Origin of the sequence: Paenibacillus haidiansis (genome assembly GCF_036553665.1) — a bacterium.
Classification (GTDB): Bacteria; Bacillota; Bacilli; order Paenibacillales; family Paenibacillaceae; genus Fontibacillus; species Fontibacillus haidiansis.
This window is the reverse complement of record NZ_JAZHPZ010000007.1, coordinates 48,488-66,745: the sequence shown is the minus strand read 5'-3', so window position 1 is coordinate 66,745 and position 18,258 is coordinate 48,488. Positions and strand designations below refer to the sequence as shown.

Annotated in this window: 18 protein-coding genes and 1 pseudogene; 11 read left to right on the top strand and 8 right to left on the bottom strand. The window is 51.8% G+C overall.

Annotated features, from left to right (window positions below):
• Positions 1 to 9: 9 nt before the first annotated feature.
• Together V3851_RS15350 and V3851_RS15345 are read right to left on the bottom strand one after the other, a co-directional pair.
• Complete coding sequence (locus V3851_RS15350) at positions 10 to 669, bottom strand: spermine/spermidine synthase domain-containing protein (RefSeq protein WP_462686685.1); 660 nt, start codon at positions 667 to 669, stop codon at positions 10 to 12.
• A 227-nt stretch (positions 670 to 896) separates the two neighbouring features.
• The gene (locus V3851_RS15345) at positions 897 to 1,307 is read right to left on the bottom strand and encodes a MarR family winged helix-turn-helix transcriptional regulator (protein ID WP_331847431.1); all 411 of its coding nucleotides are present in this window, start codon (positions 1,305 to 1,307) and stop codon (positions 897 to 899) included.
• Positions 1,308 to 1,457: 150 nt separating this feature from the next.
• On the opposite strand from V3851_RS15345, the gene V3851_RS15340 reads away from it, so the two are divergent.
• Positions 1,458 to 2,693, top strand: a complete 1,236-nt coding sequence (locus V3851_RS15340) for an MFS transporter (protein WP_331847430.1) — start codon at positions 1,458 to 1,460, stop codon at positions 2,691 to 2,693.
• Between the two features lie 152 nt (positions 2,694 to 2,845).
• On the opposite strand, the gene V3851_RS15335 is transcribed toward V3851_RS15340, so the two are convergent.
• Positions 2,846 to 3,121: a (2Fe-2S) ferredoxin domain-containing protein gene (locus V3851_RS15335; protein ID WP_331847591.1), complete on the bottom strand. Its 276-nt coding sequence runs from the start codon at positions 3,119 to 3,121 to the stop codon at positions 2,846 to 2,848.
• A gap of 352 nt (positions 3,122 to 3,473) precedes the next feature.
• Here V3851_RS15335 and V3851_RS15330 point away from each other — a divergent pair, with 352 nt between their 5' ends.
• From V3851_RS15330 to V3851_RS15320, 3 genes and pseudogenes are all read left to right on the top strand, one after another.
• On the top strand, positions 3,474 to 4,565 hold the full coding sequence (locus V3851_RS15330) for a DUF3900 domain-containing protein (RefSeq protein ID WP_331847429.1): 1,092 nt from the start codon (positions 3,474 to 3,476) through the stop codon (positions 4,563 to 4,565).
• Positions 4,566 to 5,449: 884 nt separating this feature from the next.
• A pseudogene (locus V3851_RS15325) lies at positions 5,450 to 6,996 on the top strand (2-isopropylmalate synthase).
• 24 nt (positions 6,997 to 7,020) lie between these two features.
• Positions 7,021 to 7,242 carry a hypothetical protein gene (locus V3851_RS15320; protein ID WP_331847428.1) on the top strand — a complete coding sequence of 74 codons (222 nt, stop codon included), beginning with the start codon at positions 7,021 to 7,023 and terminating at the stop codon, positions 7,240 to 7,242.
• 57 nt (positions 7,243 to 7,299) lie between these two features.
• Here V3851_RS15320 and V3851_RS15315 read toward each other — a convergent pair whose 3' ends face one another.
• A complete protein-coding gene (locus V3851_RS15315; RefSeq protein WP_414859324.1) occupies positions 7,300 to 8,226 on the bottom strand; it encodes an L-lactate dehydrogenase in 927 nt (308 codons plus the stop codon).
• A gap of 342 nt (positions 8,227 to 8,568) precedes the next feature.
• Here V3851_RS15315 and V3851_RS15310 point away from each other — a divergent pair, with 342 nt between their 5' ends.
• The 4 genes from V3851_RS15310 (at position 8,569) to V3851_RS15295 (ending at position 11,770) form a co-directional block, all read left to right on the top strand.
• On the top strand, positions 8,569 to 9,435 hold the full coding sequence (locus V3851_RS15310; RefSeq protein WP_331847426.1) for a polysaccharide deacetylase family protein: 867 nt from the start codon (positions 8,569 to 8,571) through the stop codon (positions 9,433 to 9,435).
• 65 nt (positions 9,436 to 9,500) lie between these two features.
• Positions 9,501 to 10,796 carry a WD40/YVTN/BNR-like repeat-containing protein gene (locus tag V3851_RS15305; RefSeq protein WP_331847425.1) on the top strand — a complete coding sequence of 432 codons (1,296 nt, stop codon included), beginning with the start codon at positions 9,501 to 9,503 and terminating at the stop codon, positions 10,794 to 10,796.
• Between the two features lie 168 nt (positions 10,797 to 10,964).
• On the top strand, positions 10,965 to 11,156 hold the full coding sequence (locus tag V3851_RS15300; RefSeq protein ID WP_331847424.1) for a hypothetical protein: 192 nt from the start codon (positions 10,965 to 10,967) through the stop codon (positions 11,154 to 11,156).
• 206 nt (positions 11,157 to 11,362) lie between these two features.
• Positions 11,363 to 11,770, top strand: coding sequence for a DUF2500 domain-containing protein (locus V3851_RS15295; protein WP_331847423.1), 408 nt, complete (start codon positions 11,363 to 11,365; stop codon positions 11,768 to 11,770).
• A 76-nt stretch (positions 11,771 to 11,846) separates the two neighbouring features.
• On the opposite strand, the gene V3851_RS15290 is transcribed toward V3851_RS15295, so the two are convergent.
• Positions 11,847 to 13,172 (bottom strand): phytoene desaturase family protein, encoded by a 1,326-nt coding sequence (locus V3851_RS15290; RefSeq protein WP_331847422.1) that lies wholly within the window; start codon positions 13,170 to 13,172, stop codon positions 11,847 to 11,849.
• 265 nt (positions 13,173 to 13,437) lie between these two features.
• Between V3851_RS15290 and V3851_RS15285 the strand changes: the two genes are divergently transcribed.
• The 3 genes from V3851_RS15285 to V3851_RS15275 all read left to right on the top strand — a co-directional run bounded on the left by V3851_RS15285 (position 13,438) and on the right by V3851_RS15275 (position 15,964).
• Positions 13,438 to 13,860, top strand: coding sequence for a cell wall hydrolase (locus tag V3851_RS15285; protein WP_331847421.1), 423 nt, complete (start codon positions 13,438 to 13,440; stop codon positions 13,858 to 13,860).
• Between the two features lie 81 nt (positions 13,861 to 13,941).
• The gene (gene gerQ, locus V3851_RS15280) at positions 13,942 to 14,376 is read left to right on the top strand and encodes a spore coat protein GerQ (protein WP_414859323.1); all 435 of its coding nucleotides are present in this window, start codon (positions 13,942 to 13,944) and stop codon (positions 14,374 to 14,376) included.
• Positions 14,377 to 14,683: 307 nt separating this feature from the next.
• Positions 14,684 to 15,964, top strand: a complete 1,281-nt coding sequence (locus tag V3851_RS15275) for a hemolysin family protein (protein WP_331847589.1) — start codon at positions 14,684 to 14,686, stop codon at positions 15,962 to 15,964.
• A 60-nt stretch (positions 15,965 to 16,024) separates the two neighbouring features.
• Here the strand turns inward: V3851_RS15275 and V3851_RS15270 are convergent, their stop codons facing one another.
• The 3 genes from V3851_RS15270 to V3851_RS15260 all read right to left on the bottom strand — a co-directional run bounded on the left by V3851_RS15270 (position 16,025) and on the right by V3851_RS15260 (position 18,196).
• Positions 16,025 to 16,852, bottom strand: coding sequence for a DUF4367 domain-containing protein (locus V3851_RS15270; RefSeq protein ID WP_331847420.1), 828 nt, complete (start codon positions 16,850 to 16,852; stop codon positions 16,025 to 16,027).
• Positions 16,827 to 17,441: an RNA polymerase sigma factor gene (locus tag V3851_RS15265; protein ID WP_331847419.1), complete on the bottom strand. Its 615-nt coding sequence runs from the start codon at positions 17,439 to 17,441 to the stop codon at positions 16,827 to 16,829. Before V3851_RS15265 ends, V3851_RS15270 begins: the two co-directional genes overlap by 26 nt.
• 176 nt (positions 17,442 to 17,617) lie before the next feature.
• Positions 17,618 to 18,196, bottom strand: a complete 579-nt coding sequence (locus tag V3851_RS15260) for a TraR/DksA C4-type zinc finger protein (protein ID WP_331847418.1) — start codon at positions 18,194 to 18,196, stop codon at positions 17,618 to 17,620.
• Between the last annotated feature and the right edge of the window lie 62 nt (positions 18,197 to 18,258).

The window sequence follows — 18,258 nt, the reverse complement described above, 5'->3', positions numbered from 1 at the left end:
CACCCGCATTTAAACTTGGATCAAAAATATGTAATCCGGATCTCCGTTGCTTTGCGGAACCTCTAAAACTTGGGTATTCCCGAAAAAATCTTCCAGTCTGGCCGCAAAATCCGGCGAAGGCGTCGCGCTCCAAAATGTAATGCAGCCCCCGGGATTGACCCGATTTTGCAACAGTACGAGGCCTTGATCGTCATAGAGGGAGCCGTTGGCGTCGAACACTTTCCAGTCCGGCCCGTTATCGATGTCGAGGCAAATCAAATCGAAGGTTTGCGCCGTTTCGCGCAGCCATTGGATCAGGTCGGCATGCACGAGATTCGTCTTCGGATCGGCCAGTGCATGTCCGGAAACCTCCGCAAGCTCCGCGCGGTTCCATTCGATCACCTTCTGTTCTATCTCGATGACGGTCACCCGCCGGACCCGAGGGTCTTGAAGCGCTTCATGCAGCGAGAAGCCGACGCCAAGCCCGCCGATCAGCACTTCCCCGGGCTTTGCGGCGCACCGCAAAGCGCTATTCACGAGCAGACGCTCCGATTCCCCGTTATAGGTCGCCATCAAAAATGTGCCGTTGCTGATAATCTCGTAATACGCGCCTCTCCGTTGAAGCTGAATTTCGCCGCGCGGCGTGACGGCGCGTTCAATCACAAACACCGGTTCATCGCTATAATTCAATTCCAGCACCTCCAACTCATTAAACGATTCCCAAACAAGCGGTACCCAGGTTCGGTTCGAAATAAGCCAAACTTGCATTCTATATATTTGAAAATTACAACGTATGAAAAATTCACAACAGTAAATCCCAAAAAATGTACCTAGTTCCGCACAGCATATAACTCAACAGTATTTTTTAATTATATCATTCCCATACTGAAAAAGAGCAGGTTCAATCGAACCCTAGATTAAAAAGTTCGGTTTAATCTGGTCAGCAGTTCGGCAAAAATACGCTTCTCTTCCCCGGTCCAATCCCGGATTAAATAGCCGATCCGGTCGGCGCGGGCTTGCTTGGAGATCAGCAATTCACGCTTGCCTTGCTCGGTAATTTGCAGGGAGTAGGCTCTTCCGTCCGTAGGGTCGGGAATTCGGGTGACGTATCCTTTATGCTCCAATGCGGCCGCTTGCCGGCTCACCGTCGACACGTCCAGGTGGGATTCTTCAGCCAAGGCCTTAACTCCGGCAGCCCCGTAGGCATCGATTTGGTGAAGCAGCAAGTAGGCGGACCGGTCCAAATTTCCGTGCTTCCGGTTTGCAATCCGCCGCCACAGTATGGCCAATTCCACTTCAATCGTATCCAATACTTGGTTATCCATCATAGTAAACCTCTCTTTTTAATGTCATTTCATATTGACATGTTCAGATATAGTTGTATAATACAATAATGTACTTTCATCATACAACTAATTTGGGTGGAAGTAAAAATGGGTCAATATTTTATTATAGAGATAAGAGGGAGAGATTATCAAATGTCGAAACAAGCACAAACCGGTTCCGGTTTGGGATCGGCTACACTGGAAGAAGGCAGCTTATTAAGGCAGCCGCGGTCCGTATGGGCTGTTTTTTTTGCCGGAATTATCGCATTCATGGGCCTCGGTCTGGTCGATCCGATTCTGCCGGCCATCTCGGAAAATTTGCACGCCTCCCAGAGCCAGGTCACTTTGCTGTTTACCAGCTATAATGCGGTTATGGCCGTGGCCATGCTGATCACCGGCGCGATCTCTTCGCGGCTGGGCATGAAGTGGACGCTGCTTCTCGGAATTATCATCATCGCTATATTTTCCGCCGCGGGCGGTTTATCGGATAATATCTGGACGATTATCGGCCTTAGAGGCGGTTGGGGCCTGGGAAATGCGCTGTTTGTAGCTACGGCGCTGTCCGCAATCGTATCGTTGTCGAATAGCGGCACCACCAAAGCGGTAATCTTGTACGAAGCCGCGGTCGGTCTGGGCATATCGGTGGGTCCTTTGCTCGGCGGCTGGCTGGGCGCGATCACCTGGAGAGGGCCGTTCCTTGGTGTAGCGGCGCTTATGGTTATCGCCTTCATCGGACTAATTACCTTGATGCCTAAAGCGGATGCTTCATCGCGCAAAGAAACGCGGAAACAATCGATCCTCGATCCGTTCCGGGCGCTTAGACACCGTCCGCTCGTAATTTTCGGCTTGACGGCGTGCCTGTACAATTTCGGTTTCTTTACTTTGATGGCTTACGCGCCGTTCGTTATGCATCTCGATGAGCACGGGCTGGGCTTTGTTTTCCTGGGCTGGGGCGTATTGCTCGCCTTCACCTCGGTCTATATGGCGCCTAGACTGCAGCAAAGATTCGGGACGATCAAATCCATGAGTGCGATGCTGCTGCTCTTTGCACTGACCCTGCTCGTGATGGGTATCTGGACGAACGTGCAGTGGGCGGTCATCGCGGCCGTTGTGTTTGCCGGGGCTTTGCTGGGGAACAATAACACGTTAATTACCGCAGCCGTGATGAACGCCGCTCCGGTGGAACGCTCCACCGCTTCCGCGGCCTACAGCTTCCTGCGCTTCCTCGGCGGCGCGATCGCTCCGTTCCTGGCCGGTAAACTGGCCGAATGGTTCAATCCCCACGTTCCGTTCATCGTCGGCGCGGGGTTCGTACTGTTGTCCGTCATTCTTATTGTGACCAATCAAATTCATGTGAAGCATGTGGATGAGGTTGAATCGGCGCATTAAGACTTAATTATTTCAACATGGCTCCATGCTGAAAGTTCCATAATAATAGTTATGTAAACCATAAGGTCATAGAGAAATATTCAGGATAAATATGAAACACCCCAATATCGACTTTTGTGATGAACACAAGTAGCATATTGGGGTGTTTAGCATTAGGCGTTCATTTTCAGCATCACAAGCTCTTCGACCGGTTCTCCGTTGACCAGATGCTCCAATGTAATCCGCGGGACATCGTCCTCAGTTAGGTTGTAGTACCATACCCCGTCCGGATAAACGATGACAAAAGGGCCGTTGCCGCATAAACCGAGGCAGCTGGTTTTGTTGATTTTCACTTCTTTGTGAATGCCGAGCTCCACAAGCTGTTCTTTGAAAGCTTCCATCACATCCTCGACCTGCTGATTGTTGCAATGCTCGCTGCAGCAGAACAGCAGGCTTCTTCATTGCTCTAAGCCGCATATTCATTTTTTAACGCTCCTTTATGCGAATTTTACTAACGTAATTTTGGGTAATTATAACAATAATTTCGGCACCTACAAGCCCCGAAGCTCAATGTTCTGTTAAATGTAACAAAAACCAAATTTTGTGTAATATAAATTAACGTTTGTTGTTGATTATCACTAGGAGTTCACAAAGGAGAATGGAGCTCAATACGGGCATAATTTAAATAATAAATATTATGTAAACTTAAATTCGTATAAGAAAAACAGCTTATGGGAGATTCGCGGCCATGGTATAATGAATCAGCACAGCAAGATTTTTTTACAAGAAAGGACATTATTCATGAGATTTACGATACAGTTTCTGTCTTTTTTTGTTATTCAAGTGGATGGCAAAGAAGGACAAGCCGCGAAATCCTACAAACATTATCAAACCATGGACGGGTACGAGTACGTTGACAGCGAAATCAAATCATTTCTTGACGGCGAATTTACCCGGATCGCCAAACGAAAGGCGGAGAAGAATCCGGCCTTGGAACAGGCACCGACAAAGATCGGCCGCTTTATCGTCGAGCCGGGATACGAACTGGACAGCAACCCGAACTTTAATATGTTCGCCCGTTTAAGGGCTGCCGATAACAAGGAAGATTACAAGAATGCTTGCGACGATCTCGTCCGCGGTTATCTCGATACAAGCTCCGTCAGGGGCGGAGCGCTGATCGTCGTTCAGGCGGTGCTGGCGACGCATTCGGAAGATCCGTTTATTTTTGTGCTGAAATGCGATTTCGAGCCGAAGATCGCCCGGATCTCGGATGAACGCAGCCTGATCAGCCAGGTGGAGATGGCGATCAGCGCCCGCAATATGAAGTCGATTATGTATCCTTATATGCTTGAAGAAGGGATGAATGAGGAGTGGGAGCTGAAAATTCATCAGTCTTCGCACGCCAAATATTTTGAGGATTTCCTTAGATTTGTCAGCTACGATATGTCCATACCGGAAATCGTCAATGAACAAGTGATGGAATTCGTTCAGACCTTTGTGGAAACGAAATGGCCCGATGAAACCCAGGAAGAACGCATACAGGTGGAGAAGGAGCTCGAACTGTGGGCCGCCAGCGAGAAGCGCGATATCCAGGCCAAGTGGGAGCCGGAGCAGGTCGAGGAAGCGGCGGAGAGGATCGTGGCGATCAAGCCGGAAATCGAACTAAAATTCCGGATCGGGGATACGCTCGTGAAGGGGAGACTGGCCGACTTCGGCGACCAGATTCATATCGCCCAATTGGACGGGCGGTATGCGGTCATTTTGGAGGGGGATTCCTTCACTTTCGATAAAGCCTTCTCGCCGGTGGAATTGCTTCAGCCCGATTCCTTTGAAGTCGTAGCCAAGCGGATATTGGAGAAAAAGCCGAGCGACGACGAGCTTCCGCCGTTTTAAGCAACCAAGATTAATGACATTAAATAAGTGTGCGATCATATATTTAACGCCGTTAATTCATGACATTAATTAAATGGGTCCAAATGCTTCGGTTCTATAGCCGACGGATAGAAGAGACGATTTAGAGCTTAAAAACAACTGTTGACTAAATTTTAAAAACTGGCATATAATAGCACCAAGTTTTTGGTTTTGATGACACAAAGGCAGTGAAAAGGAGCAGGCCATACCGGGCTCTTATGTCCAGAGAGCGGCGAATATGCTGAAATCGCCGTCTTAATCCCGAGCGCCGACTCGCCTTGGAGCCGCAGCCTTGAACCCTGAATAGGAGGGATAGAGGCAGCCGGATTTGCACCCGTTACCGTGCCGTGTCAAACGGAGTATCCGTTTGGCCGTGAGGCCGCGCCCTCAAACCTGGTTTGACTCGCGCGGCGAATATGGGTGGTACCGCGGAAGATAACCCCTTTCGTCCCTGAAGTGCGCCGGTTGGCGTGCGGGATGAAAGGGGTTTTTTGTTATAGGCAATGAAAAGGAGCAGGCCGATGGGCTCTTATGTCCAGAGAGCGGCGAACATGCTGAAATCGCCGCCTTAATCCCGGTGCCGACTCGCCTTGGAGCCGCGTTTCCGAACCGATGAACAGCATCGTCGCTGTCATGGATAAGAAACGCCGGATCGTACCCGTTACCGTACTGGGAACCGTGCAAGCTGCAGCTGCACGTAGCACGCCTCGGGTTCCCGCCAAGGCCGCCGGACTGAAGCCGGCGGTAAAATCAGGGTGGTACCGCGAAGAATGCCTCTTTCGCCCCTGCCGCAGCCAACTTTGGCCTGCGGCGGGGCGGAAGAGGTTTTTTCTTTTTTACAAATTCAAACAAAGGCGGGATGAATCATGCGAAAGATTTATGTGTTTGACACGACGTTGCGGGACGGGGAGCAATCCCCCGGCGTAAGCCTGACGGTAGAGGAAAAAACGGCGATCGCTTTGCAGCTGGAGCGGCTTGGCGTCGACCGGATCGAGGCGGGCTTTGCGGCGACCTCGCCGGGAGACCTGCATAGCATCCAGGAGGTGGCGAAGCGGGTCAAGAACGCGACCCTGTTAAGCCTTGCCCGCTGTCATTCCAAGGACATCGACGCGGCGGTAGAGGCGTTGAAGGGCGCGGAAGACCCTTGCCTGCATCTGGTGCTGGCCACATCCCCGATCCACCGGGAGTACAAGCTGCGAATGGATAAAGTGAAGGTGATGGAAACGGCCGAAGCGGCGATCCGCTATGGGCGGAAATTTTTCGGCAAGGTTGAATTTTCCGCCGAGGATGCGAGCCGTACCGAAATCGATTTCCTGTGCGAGATGACGGCGATGGCGATCCGCGCCGGGGCGACGGTCGTCAATTTGCCGGACACGGTCGGCTTCGCGACGCCGGAGCAGTTTGGAGCGATGTTCCGTACGATAAAAGCGAGCGTTCCCGGGATCGAAAAGATCCAGCTTAGCACGCACTGTCACGACGACCTCGGTATGGCCACGGCCAATACGCTTGCGGCGATCGCGAACGGGGTGGACCAGTTCGAGGGTACGATCAACGGCATCGGCGAACGCGCCGGAAACACTTGCCTGGAGGAGGTGGCGCTGGCCTTGGAAACGAGAAGCGATTTCTACGGGGCCAAAACGACGCTGAAGCTGAATGAAATTTATCACACGAGCCGGATGGTCAGCAAAATGACCGGCATGAGTGTACCGGGGAACAAAGCGATCGTCGGGGCCAACGCGTTCGCGCATGAATCCGGCATTCACCAGGACGGGATGCTCAAAAACCCGAGCACCTATGAGATCATCACGCCGGAGACGATCGGCGCCAGCTCCAGCAAGCTTGTTCTGGGCAAGCACTCCGGTCGGCACGCGTTCAAGGAAAAGCTGGCCGATCTCGGCTACTCTCCGGATGAAGAGCAATTGAATATCGCTTTCGCCAAATTCAAACAACTGGCGGACCGGAAGAAGAGCATTCTTTCCGAAGATATCCGGGCGCTGATGGAAGAGAATATGGCTGAGGGGCCGAAGCCGTTCGGGCTGGACAGCATTCAGGTCTCCTACGGAAACCGCTCGCTGCCGACCGCTTCCGTCCCGTCCGAATCGTCAAACAGGACGGAACCGTTACGGACGAAGCGGCTGTAGGCAACGGCTCTGTTGACGCCGTCTACCGGGCGCTGGTAAAGGCTACGGGGATCGAGGCGGAGCTGGAGGACTACTCGATCCGGTCCGTTACGCCGGGAACGGATGCGCAAGGCGAGGTCCATGTCGTTCTGCGGAATGAAACCGGCTCGGCGTCCGGCCGCGGAGTCAGCACGGATATCGTGGAGGCGAGCGCCAAAGCCTATCTCGACGCGGTAAATCGCTTGGTCGGCCGGGGCGCTAACGAGCGGAAAGGGAATATCGCGATTTATTAAGAAATTACAAAGGTGGTTTATGCCATGAAGCGAGATCAGGCAGCCAGCCGCGCGGTACTGACGGACTCCCGTGTTATCGACGCCCGTTCGCTGCAATCCGCGCATAAGCGGCTGGCAGAAATCTTGACCCCGGGGATGAGCGTGCTGGATGCGGGCTGCGGCAACGGAGCGATTACCTGCGGAATCCCAGCGGATGTATATACTATCTGTGGAAGGCGTAAAAGGATATTAATAAAACATCGCTAACAAAAACGAAGGCCCGTGGGAAGCTTCACCGAAAGTTTCCCACGGGCCTTTGTTATTTTACAAATCCAGCTTGGCAATTTCCGCTTTCAGCTTATTCCCCGAGTTTTGGAACTGGATCAGCTCCTGGTCGCTAAGCTGCAAATCCAGAACCTGGCGGACGCCGCTGCGGTCCACGATGCTCGGCACTCCGAGGTAGACGTCGGATACTCCGTTGTAATCGGTCAATAGGGTGGACACGTTGAGTACGGAGCCTTCGTCCTGAAGAATGGATACGATGATCCGGTCAAGGGCCAAGGCGATCGCATAGGAAGTGGCGCCTTTGGCGTTAATGATTTCGTAGGCGGCGTTTTTCGTGCTGTTGAAAATCTGCTCCCGGTCCTCCGGCGAGAATTCCAACCCGATGCCGGCCACGTTCGCCAGGCTCCAGAGCGGCAGCTCCGAGTCGCCGTGCTCGCCGACGATATGAGCGTGAATGCTGCGCGGGTTAATGCCTTTGTTTTGGCCGATCAAATAGCGGAAACGCGCGCTGTCGAGCAGGGTTCCTGAGCCGATCACGCGGTTGGAAGGGAAGCCGCTCTTTTTCAAAGATACATAGGATAAAATATCAACCGGATTGGTAGCTACGAGAATTATGCCATGATCGTTGTATTTGACGATATTTTTGATGATGCTGTCAAAAATGTCGGAATTCCGTTTAAGCAGATCGATTCTGGTCTCGCCGGGGCGCTGGGAAGCGCCGGCCGCGATGACGATAATATCGGCATCGGCACAGTCGCTGTAATCTCCTGCCCAGAGCTTGACCCCGCCGGTAAAAGGCAATCCATGATTCATATCAAGCGCTTCGCCGAGCGCCTTGTCTTTGTTGGCGTCGATCAGCACCAGCTCGGATACCCGCTCCCGCAAAAGCAGTGTGTATGCCGTCGTAGAGCCTACGGCCCCGGTTCCGATAATCGCTACTCTGCTGGAACGCAATTGGTTTTTCACATTTTCATCTCCCTGATGGTTTATTCTGTTACTTTCTACAATTGTACATGAAATAATCATAATTTAAAGAAAAAGATGGATATTTACTTTTAAATCTTAAAAAATATAACCTTTCAAAATAAAAGAAACATAACAATAATTATGTAAACTTAATAGATATATGAGAACTTTGTAACCGGTGATGTAACCATATTGTAAGGACGCGGGCTCTCTTTTTATATTATTCTAGTAATATCAAAGAGAGAGGAATTATGGTGATTCAATATGCCTTACATACGCAATGAGGATGAAGCGCAGACCCGGTCTGAACGGCATGACATAGATAAGAAGAACCCCGGAAGAATGAAATGGATGGTGATCACCGCCTTGGTATTGTCGTCCGCTTCGCTGGTTATTTCGGCTTTAGCGGCGAACACCGTTCTTGGCGGCCGCTCCGCGAATTACGGCTCGGCCTCCGTAAATATGCCCCAATTTATCGCCCCGAGCAAGGCTGTAACGACGGAAGCCGAACCGAAGACCGCTCCGTCCGCCGCCTCTCAGCCGGCCCTCGACAATTCGGCAAACGCCCCTGCTGCAAAGCCGGCGGAGGCCAAGGCGCAGAAGGTTATTTACCTGACTTTTGACGACGGACCCGGCAAGTACACGGAACAGATCGTGAATATTTTGAATAAAAAGGGTATTCACGCTACGTTCTTTATGATCGGAAACCAGCTAAAAGGAAACGAACAAGCGATTATAACGGCGCTGGACGCCGGCAATTACGTCGGTATGCACAGTATGTCCCATGATAAGAAGAAACTTTATAAAACCGGAAACTCCGATGCCTTCCTTAAGGAGTTTAAGCAGGAGCAATCCCTTTTGGAGAAGATTACCGGTGTGACGCCTTGGCTGATCCGCGCGCCATACGGCAGCAAGCCGGAAATCGATGCGGATTTCTACGATGACATTGCGGCTGATAACTTTAAAATGTGGGATTGGACCGTGGATTCCAAAGATTGGAATTACCCGGGCAAACCGGAGCGGATTGTGCAGGAGATCAAACGCCAGGTGCACCGGGATGTCGAGGTTATTCTGATGCACGAAAAAGCGCAAACCGTCCAGGCGCTGCCGCAAATCATCGAATGGCTGGAAAAGAAGGGCTATGCGTTCGCTGTTTACAAGCCGGAGCAGCATTTCCCCGTTAACTTCGGCAAGGACGAGCGTTTGTAGCCCGATATGCCGCCTATGCTATAATGAATCATAGACTGCGAGATTAGGAAAGAGAGGTGGACCCGATGAGATGGTGGTACAAGCTGACCGGATGCGCCATAGCGGCCTGTCTGCTGCTGACCGCTTGCTCATCCGAGCGCCCGAACGCCAATATGAATTCTCCCATGCAAGAGGAGGATCTTTCGGAGGAAGGACAGACCTTAACGGTCATCAACCCGGAAACCGTTAAGGATACGAAGTCGAATGCCCCCTCCGCCGAGGAAGGAAAGAAATATCAAATTCAAACGAGGCTTACCGATTTCCGGCTGCTCGGCACGACCAAAGGCTTGGCTTGGGGATCGACCAATAGTGAATTGCGTTTATATTTAACTCAAGATAGCGGCAAGACATGGACCAACATTTCTCCGGCGTCATCGGTCACATTCCCGAATAAACCGGAATACGGGAGGGATATATTCTTCCTCAATTCGGAGTACGGCTGGATCGTCCGCGATACGCTGGGCTCCGGCGAGGCTATCGTGCTGCGGACCGGTGACGGGGGAGCCACCTGGAAGATGGCTTCGCTTCCCGAAGCGGACGATGTGGCGGCGATCTATTTCCTGGACCAGGATCGCGGCTGGATTCTCACCACGGGCGGCGACCCCGACAGCAGCGAAGCGAAGGCCGTGTATACTACGACCAACGGCGGAGCCACCTGGAGGAAAATTATGAGCACGCCGATCCTGCCGAAGGACACCTCATCCGTCGACCACACGCTGCCGAAGCTCGGCGAACCGACCGGGATGGTATTTACCGACGAGAAGAACGGATATATCACGATGATGGAAGCAGGGGTTCCGTCCTTGTACGTCACCAAAAACGGCGGCAGCCGCTGGACGAAAAGCACCGCGTTCTTCGAGCGCGATAAGTTTACGACTTGCGAGCGATTTTCCTTAGAAGCGCCCGACTTTCATAACGGGGGCGGGAGTACGGGCTCGGTGCTGTTCGGTTGCGGCCGGGAAAGCGTTGTCAAGTATAACGGGTACTTCACTTCGGACGGGGGCCGTACTTGGACCCTTGCTCCGTTCGGATTGCCGTGGCAATCCGCGGATTCCGAAAATCCTTCAACGACGTTTCTGAACAGCAAAGAAGGCTGGTCTCTGCAGCAAGCGACCTTGTACCATACTTTAGATCAGGGCAGAACCTGGACTGTGCTTCCGGAAAGCGAGAAGCTAAAGGAAATTATGGCGGACTACCCGGAGGTGGTCAAAATCCAATTCTATTCGCCGAATGTAGGGTGGCTGCTGGTTGCTCAAAGCGACAAGAAACGGTCCTTGCTCATGCAGACGCAAGACGGCGGAGTCAGTTGGCGCGTGCTTTGATAGACGCGTCTTTTCGCTTTTTATTATGCATAAATTAATGTTCATTAATATGTGAAAATTATCACGTGCGTCTTCAAAACTTTGTGATATATTTAACTTGTAAGCAGGAAGTGCAAGAAAGTAATGAAGAAACAAGAGATTCATACTAATTTATAGGAGTGAGTCGTCATGAAAACAGCCAACCAAGACAATGTAACCCGTAACTTCCTCCAATTTTGCTACACTTGTGAAGATGCGCATCTGTGTACGACCGAAGAAGCTTGCCAAGCATGCTGGGCGGAGCATGGACTATGCGACGAAGCAAACGAGGGTGCCGGCGCCGGTGAAACTCAAGAATTGCTGCAATTATACTATGCCTGATAGCGCATTGCCCGTTTCAAATCAATAAACCTCCGGTTCTGCCCAGGAACCGGAGGTTATTTATTTTTGTTAAATGAGGACAAGGGTGGCATATTTTTCATGATCGGTGAATACAAGTTTCGGTCCGGGCGGCATATACATAGAAGGGAAGGTGGGGCAGACTGGCTGCCGCGGGCGGCCGGGTGCCCGGGTAAGGAGGGGGAAGCGTGCAAGCTTGGACGGAAATGTTCGGAGTGATGAATACGGCTATCCCGATCTTCATCATTGTCATTCTCGGCATCATCGCAATGACGGCGGCGGGTGGAATTAAGCGTTATTGGTCCAACAGCCGGCAGCCGGTGCTGATCGTCCCGAGCGTGATCGTAAGCAAGCGGACCGAGGTTTCTCACAGGCATGATACGGATCTCTCTGTGAACCGCTCGGACAGTAAATATTATTTGACCTTTGAAGTGGAAAGCGGGGACCGTCTGGAATTCGCCGTGAGCGGGTACGAATACGGTCAGTGTTCGGAAGGGGATGAAGGGAAGCTTACTTTCCAAGGAAGCCGTTATGTCGGCTTTGAACGGATAAGTAAAGCCTACCAAGCCGGGTTGCGTGAATACCGCCATTATTAGAGTATGGATCCGATAAAAAATAATGAAGAGCTGCCCTGAAGAGGACAGCTCTTTTTGTTGGCGTTAGTAGAATGAATTAGTGCACAAGCGCCTTGGTCTCGGCTTTCTCCGCGAGCAGCATCCGGGCGGCGGCCCGGCCGCTGGAGAATGCGCGTTCCGCAAGCTCGCCCTTTCCTTCGCAGCCGTCGCCGCAGAATAGAAAAGGAAGTCCCGTCAATTTGTTAGGGAGCAGCTTGTTGGTATGAATGTTTTTCACACTGGATACCATGGCTTTCTTGGAAACCCGTTTCACTGCCGTATGTTCCCGCCAATCCGGGTAATACGTGTCAAACAGCGCCTCCATTTGCAGCGTCTTGCTCTCCAAATACTGCTTCTTTTGCTCTTCGTCGCCGAATTCGTCGTTCAGATAAGCGATCCCTTGCAAAAGCTGTCCGCCTTCCGGCACGATCGTGTGGTCGGTCGCGGAAACATCGCTGATAAATACTTTGTTGTCCATGTCGCTGATATAATGAAACGGCCGGGCGACTACTTTGGAGAAGCCGACGTCGTATACAAGCACTTCAGTGCAAGTGTTCTCCTTGTACGGATTGAGCGCCTGCGCCCATGGGGAGGACTCCAGCAGCTTGCAAACCTGCTGTACCGGCATCGCCAGGATCACCCGGTCGAATTCCACGGCCTCGCGCGTTTTGGTGCGCAGGATGAATTTTCCGTTCTCCATCGCGATCGATTCCACCGCTTCCTTGACCGCGATGTCCCATTGTTTGTTTCCGTTGATTTTACCGACAAGCTGATCCGTAATGGTCGCCCAGCTCCCGAGAATGTAATTGACCGGCTTCTGGGACAGGAACAAATTATGGTAATAATCGGCGATGACCTCGCCCGAAACCTTCCGCGCGTCTTCGGGGGTGATGAAGAAGTTGGAACAAACCAGGTGCGCCCAAAGCTCCTTTACATCCGCCGATGCGCCGGATTGATCCAAATATTCGCCAAGGGTCCGGTAACGCTTCAATTGATGAAGGTTGCCGATGACGGCGGCAATCTCGGCCACAAATCTTACCTTCTCCATCGCCGTGAGCACATCGGTCTTCATGATATTGATGAAATCCAGCGGGGCGGGGGTTAAATGGCCATGCTTGGCATACATGACCTTACGCTTATCCACCTGTTTGCTTTGGAACAGAAGCCCCAGTTCCTGTTCCATCTGCTGCAGCGTGTGCCTGTCGATTCCATATACGGCGTGAGCACCGTAATTGAGGGTGAAGCCGGATTTCTCGTAAGTGAAAGCACGTCCGCCAAGCTGCGGGCTGCGTTCGAACACCGTGCCTGAGGTGTCCTGGCTGTCGGAAAGATACGCGGCGGCTGTCAACCCGGCCAACCCGCCGCCAATGATAGCGATTTTCATGGGAGAACCTCCTAATAGGGTTTAGAGGTAATTCATAAAATCTTTATGCCTTTTTCACGGATAGCCTTGTTTCTCTTTACAGTATATGCTATTCGTGTAAGCGCGTCCATAGAAATGGACACGAAATATTCAAAATTGAAACCGTATACATAGATTGAATCGGATTTACAGCTTGACAGTTTGTATTTTTGTTTGGGCGAATACACCAAGATAGGCATACGCACATAGACTATAGCGTCGAGACGAGAGGAAAGGGGGAAATGATTTGGCTGTCATTAAAGCAAATTCCGAGGATGTTAAAACACTGGCAAGGCTGATGCGGGCGGAAGCCGAAGGGGAAGGCGAGCAGGGCATGCTGATGGTCGGCAATGTCGGCGTCAACCGGATCCTTGGGGGATGTCTCGATTTCCAGAACATACGCAACATGAATGATATGGTATTCCAGTCACCGGGCGGCTTCGAGGCCACGCAGAAGGGATACTTCTATCAAAGAGCCCGTGAGCGCGATATCCGGCTTGCCCAAAGAGTTATCAACGGGGAGAAGGTTTGGCCCGCCTCGAATGCGCTCTGGTTCTTCAGACCGGCGGGTGCTTGCCCGGGAACCTGGTACGATCAGCAAAATACCGGACGTTTCAAGGCGCATTGCTTCTTCGCCCCGACCTTCGAGAATTGCCCGGCAGTTTTTTGAAGGCAACAGTACCTATCCGTTCCTTGCCTCATTTAAACATGGGTTTACAAAGGTATTTTCACATTAAGGAGGACTTATTCAATGTTTAATCAATTTTATCGGCCGGTAGGCTACAGCATGAATGCCGTACCCGGCTCAGCTTACCCGATGGGAACCGCAGCGACCGGCCAACAGCCGCCGCAGGTTCCGAGCGGGGCTCCGATGACTTCTGCCGGCACGGTCGTGCCTACGCCATTCCCGGCCAACGAGCAATCGTTCATCGAGAACATTCTGCGTTTGAATCTGGGCAAGGTCGGAACTTTTTACATGACCTACGAGAACAACTCCGAATGGAACGCGAAAATCTTTAGAGGGGTGCTCGAAGCCGCCGGCCGGGATCATATCATTATCAGCGATCCGAAGACGGGCGTCCGGACGATCCTTCTGATGGTGAATCTGGATTTCGCCACGTTCGATCAGCCTCTCGTATACCAATACCCGGGAACGATCGGCAATCCGCCGACGACCCGAGGATAAGCAGCGCCCAGGGCCTCCGATAAGGAGGCCCTTTTTGTGAAAATCATTAAAAAAAAGGCCCGGCAGGCCCGCTTCCGTAGTCATACACCAGGGTTTGACTGTGTAGTGTATAATTATATAATTAAAGTAATTCATAATTTTTCAAACAGTTAAGGGAGAGGATTCCATTGGGAAATTGACGATATACGAAACCTGCTATGCATATCATTTTAAACCGCGAAGGAGGTGCACCTATTCGCCGCAGGGATAAGCGGGAATAGGAAACGTATTGACTGACCCTTTACCGAGTCTTTTTTCATTGGGACTGATGGTTTTACTGGTTTTGTTGAATGGATTCTTTGTATCCGCCGAATTTGCCATCGTAAAAATCAGAAGCGGCCGGATCGACACTCTGGCCGAAGAAGGACGAAAAAACGCCGTCATTGTCAAAAGCTTATTGAACCATCTTGACGGTTACTTATCCGCCTGCCAGGTAGGCATTACGCTTTGTTCCCTCGGCCTCGGCTGGCTCGGCGAACCGGTCGTAGCCCGGATGCTCAGCCCGTTATTCGAGCTCGTGGGCTTTGGCGAAAGGCCCGTTCATATCGTTTCATTATTTGTATCCTTCTTATTGATTGCCGTCCTGCATATCGTGCTGGGGGAACTCGCCCCCAAATCAATCGCCGTACGCAAGGCGGAACAGGTTACCTTACTTACGGCCCGCCCGATGCGGGTATTTTACAAAATGATGTATCCGCTTGTATGGCTGCTGAGCCGTCTGTCTTCCGGATTATTGAGATTGTTCGGCATCGCCCCGGTCTCCGGGCAGGACTCCTTGCATACCGAGGAAGAAATCCGGGTAATGATGAAGGAGAGCTCCGAGAGCGGATTGATCGACAGCACGGAGATGTCGCTGGTCGACAATATTTTTGAATTCGCCGATACGACGGCGCGGGAAATTATGATCCCCCGCACTGAAATGATTTGCCTTTATACTCAGAACTCGCTCGACGACAATCTGACGATTGCGCTGGAAGGAACGCGAACCCGTTATCCCGTATGCAATCATGATAAAGACCATATTATCGGATTTATCCACATTAAAGATTTGATCCGTTCCAACACGCAAGATTACCGCGATTTGCTGAGACCGATCATGGCCGTGCCGGAATCGATTCAGATCAGCGATCTGATGAAGCGGATGCAGCGCGGCAGAACGCAGATCGCCATTCTGATCGACGAATATGGCGGAACATCCGGCATGGTAACGCTGGAGGACATCGTCGAACAAATCGTCGGGGAAATTCAGGACGAATTTGATGAGGAGCGGCCGGGCATCGAACAATTGGACGAAAACAGTCATTCCATCGACGGCTTAATGCTGATCGAATCCGTCAACGACCGCTTCGGACTTGATCTGGATTCGGAAGATTATGATACGATCGGCGGCTGGCTTTATTCCAGAATAGAGATTCTGCCTCCGCAAATCGGCCAAACCGTGGACTACGCGGGTTACTGTTTTGTGGTGGAAGAGACCGACAACAAGAGAATTTCACGCGTCAAAATGCTGAAACAGCAGCTGCTTCCGCTTGAGGAAGCCGGCGCCTAACATACATGAAGAACCAAGCGGGCAGTCTCTAAGAGACTGCCCGCTTAAATTTGGGTTCGTTTAATTCAAGCCGTTGGCGATAGCCAGCATTTCTTCCTCGCTGACATCGCCGAAGGCGTTGAAATAGACATTCCCGATCATCATATTGATTTTGGTGAGGTCGCCCGTAGTAATAAACGCAATGTTTCCGTTGTCGAGCTCGACCTCCTTCGTGGCTTCCCGCTCCGTCGTACTGAGCAACTCATTGTTCATCAGCAGATCAAAAATGAGCCTTAACATATGGTCGTCCGCTGTCTTATAAACCAAGTGGGCGCTTTTCCCGAATGTATTGGGGTCCTCGGGAGTACCCTCGGGAATGACGACATTAAGGGACTGTAGGGTGAAACGTTCCGGTATATAGGTGATACGGGGGAGGGAAAAGGCCAACCGTTCCCTGGCCTCATCTATATTCATCTCCACATAATTATAGGTTCCCGCATCGACCAGGTGTACGGTTTTCTTAACTTCCCTGAGTTCATCTTCGGTCAGCCCGTCCGGAGGCGGCGGTGTCTTGGCCCCGGCGGAATTCTGTTGCTGCCGCCCGTAACCGAACACGAGTTGCGTTACCCCGCTGCCCAGGTTTTTGAGTTCCTGGTAAATGGGGGAGATCGCTTTGGTGACGACCGGCGGGCTGAACAAGGCGGCTCCCAGAATCATGGATGCCGCGACAAGGCCGAAAGTCTGCGCTTGGCGGCGCAGTCTGAGCCGTTTGCTTTGCCGGTTGACCCGATGTTTCACTTTCTCCCAGGACTGGCGGCGCTTCTCTTGCGAATAAGCGGGGAGGGAGTTGGCGGCTTTGCGGAAGGCGTCTTCGAACAGCGATTCATACTCTTCGGGATACTTTGGCAACCCCTTTTTCTCTTGCTTGATATTCGCCACCCCACTCTCTGAACAGCATTTTTTTGATTCCTTCCCGGGTTCTGAAAAGCCGCTGCCTGACAATATTCTCGCAGAGGTTCATCCGCTCGCCGATTTCTTTATAGCTAAGCCCCAATTTCCAGCGCATTTCGATCAATTGCCGGTATTCGGGCTTCAATCTGCTGAGATGGGCGGTTATCGCTTCTTCCATTAACTTCGTTTCCACCGTCTGTTCGACGGATGGGGTATAAGCGGCATTAGAATCTATATCCATAAAAACACGCTCTAAGTCCAGATGGTTACGAAATTTTTTATTTTTTCGGAAATAATTGATCGTCGTGTTCCGGGCAACCGTTTTCAACCACGATTTCATGACCTGTTCGTTTTCGAACCGGGGCTTCTTGGTCACAACTTTAATAAAAGCCTCCTGAATAATATCCTCGGCAGCCTGATGATCTTTAACCAGATAAAAAATGGTTCCATATACGAAATCGTAAAAGGCGTAGTAGACTTCTTCCTGGATATGGTCCGGCAGGTGATGATAATCGGCTCCGAGCAGCCACTCCAAGCGTTCCGGCATGGTACTCCCCTCTCTAGCCGTTAAGGCGCTTCTAAGTAAAGCTTCTATAAAAAACCAATACCCCGATTTTACTATATCCATGGCCGTAAAGGAACGTTTTTCCATAAAAAAACCGGAGGGATTCCCCATACGGGAGGAAACCTCCGGTGCACCGAGACATTCGCTCCGCCATCACATTAATCTTCGCCGGGCGCGAGCGAATCGTAATTCTTGGCGTTTCGCTTGGATGCCGTCGCGGGCGAATCGGAGTTACCGTACCCTTCGACGGTTCGCCAGGCATTCGCATCGTCGAATCGGCCCGCGTCCCGCTGGCGGCGTTCTCCGGAGCCCTTCGGCGGGGGAGTGATAACTTGTTCCTCGACGGGACGGTAGTCCGCTGCGTCCCGTTCAGGGGTATGCTCCACGCAGAAAGCGGTATAAGGTACCGCCTTCAGGCGTTCGAACGGAATTTCCGCGCCGCAAACGGCGCATCGGCCATAGTCGTCGCCGTTGGCGAGGCGCTCCAGAGCCTCGTTTATTTCGTCCAGGCGTTGTCCGAGATTATCGTCAACCGCCATATCGCGCTCCCGTTCAAATACCTCCGTTCCGACATCGGCCGGATGATTGTCGTAAAGGGATAATTCGCCGGTCGTGTTCCGGAGGGATTCCTCATCGCCGCCGGGCGCTCCGGCATCAAAGTGGGCCTCGAGTTCCCGCTTCTCCTGCCGAAGCAGCTCTTTCAAGTGCTGCAGCTGCGTCTGTGTCAGATGGCTCATGGTTTATCCTCCTTCTGAGTTAAGGCTGGCTTCGACTTTCGTCTACATAAGGTTTACCCGAA

Coding starts and splice junctions, on each gene's coding strand:
- V3851_RS15345 (WP_331847431.1), bottom strand. CDS start 1,307: ATGATGGATAACCAAGTATTGGATACGATTGAAGTGGAATTGGCCATA.
- V3851_RS15340 (WP_331847430.1), top strand. CDS start 1,458: ATGTCGAAACAAGCACAAACCGGTTCCGGTTTGGGATCGGCTACACTG.
- V3851_RS15330 (WP_331847429.1), top strand. CDS start 3,474: ATGAGATTTACGATACAGTTTCTGTCTTTTTTTGTTATTCAAGTGGAT.
- V3851_RS15320 (WP_331847428.1), top strand. CDS start 7,021: ATGAAGCGAGATCAGGCAGCCAGCCGCGCGGTACTGACGGACTCCCGT.
- V3851_RS15310 (WP_331847426.1), top strand. CDS start 8,569: ATGAAATGGATGGTGATCACCGCCTTGGTATTGTCGTCCGCTTCGCTG.
- V3851_RS15305 (WP_331847425.1), top strand. CDS start 9,501: ATGAGATGGTGGTACAAGCTGACCGGATGCGCCATAGCGGCCTGTCTG.
- V3851_RS15300 (WP_331847424.1), top strand. CDS start 10,965: ATGAAAACAGCCAACCAAGACAATGTAACCCGTAACTTCCTCCAATTT.
- V3851_RS15290 (WP_331847422.1), bottom strand. CDS start 13,172: ATGAAAATCGCTATCATTGGCGGCGGGTTGGCCGGGTTGACAGCCGCC.
- gerQ (WP_414859323.1), top strand. CDS start 13,942: ATGTTTAATCAATTTTATCGGCCGGTAGGCTACAGCATGAATGCCGTA.
- V3851_RS15275 (WP_331847589.1), top strand. CDS start 14,684: ATGGTTTTACTGGTTTTGTTGAATGGATTCTTTGTATCCGCCGAATTT.
- V3851_RS15265 (WP_331847419.1), bottom strand. CDS start 17,441: ATGCCGGAACGCTTGGAGTGGCTGCTCGGAGCCGATTATCATCACCTG.
- V3851_RS15260 (WP_331847418.1), bottom strand. CDS start 18,196: ATGAGCCATCTGACACAGACGCAGCTGCAGCACTTGAAAGAGCTGCTT.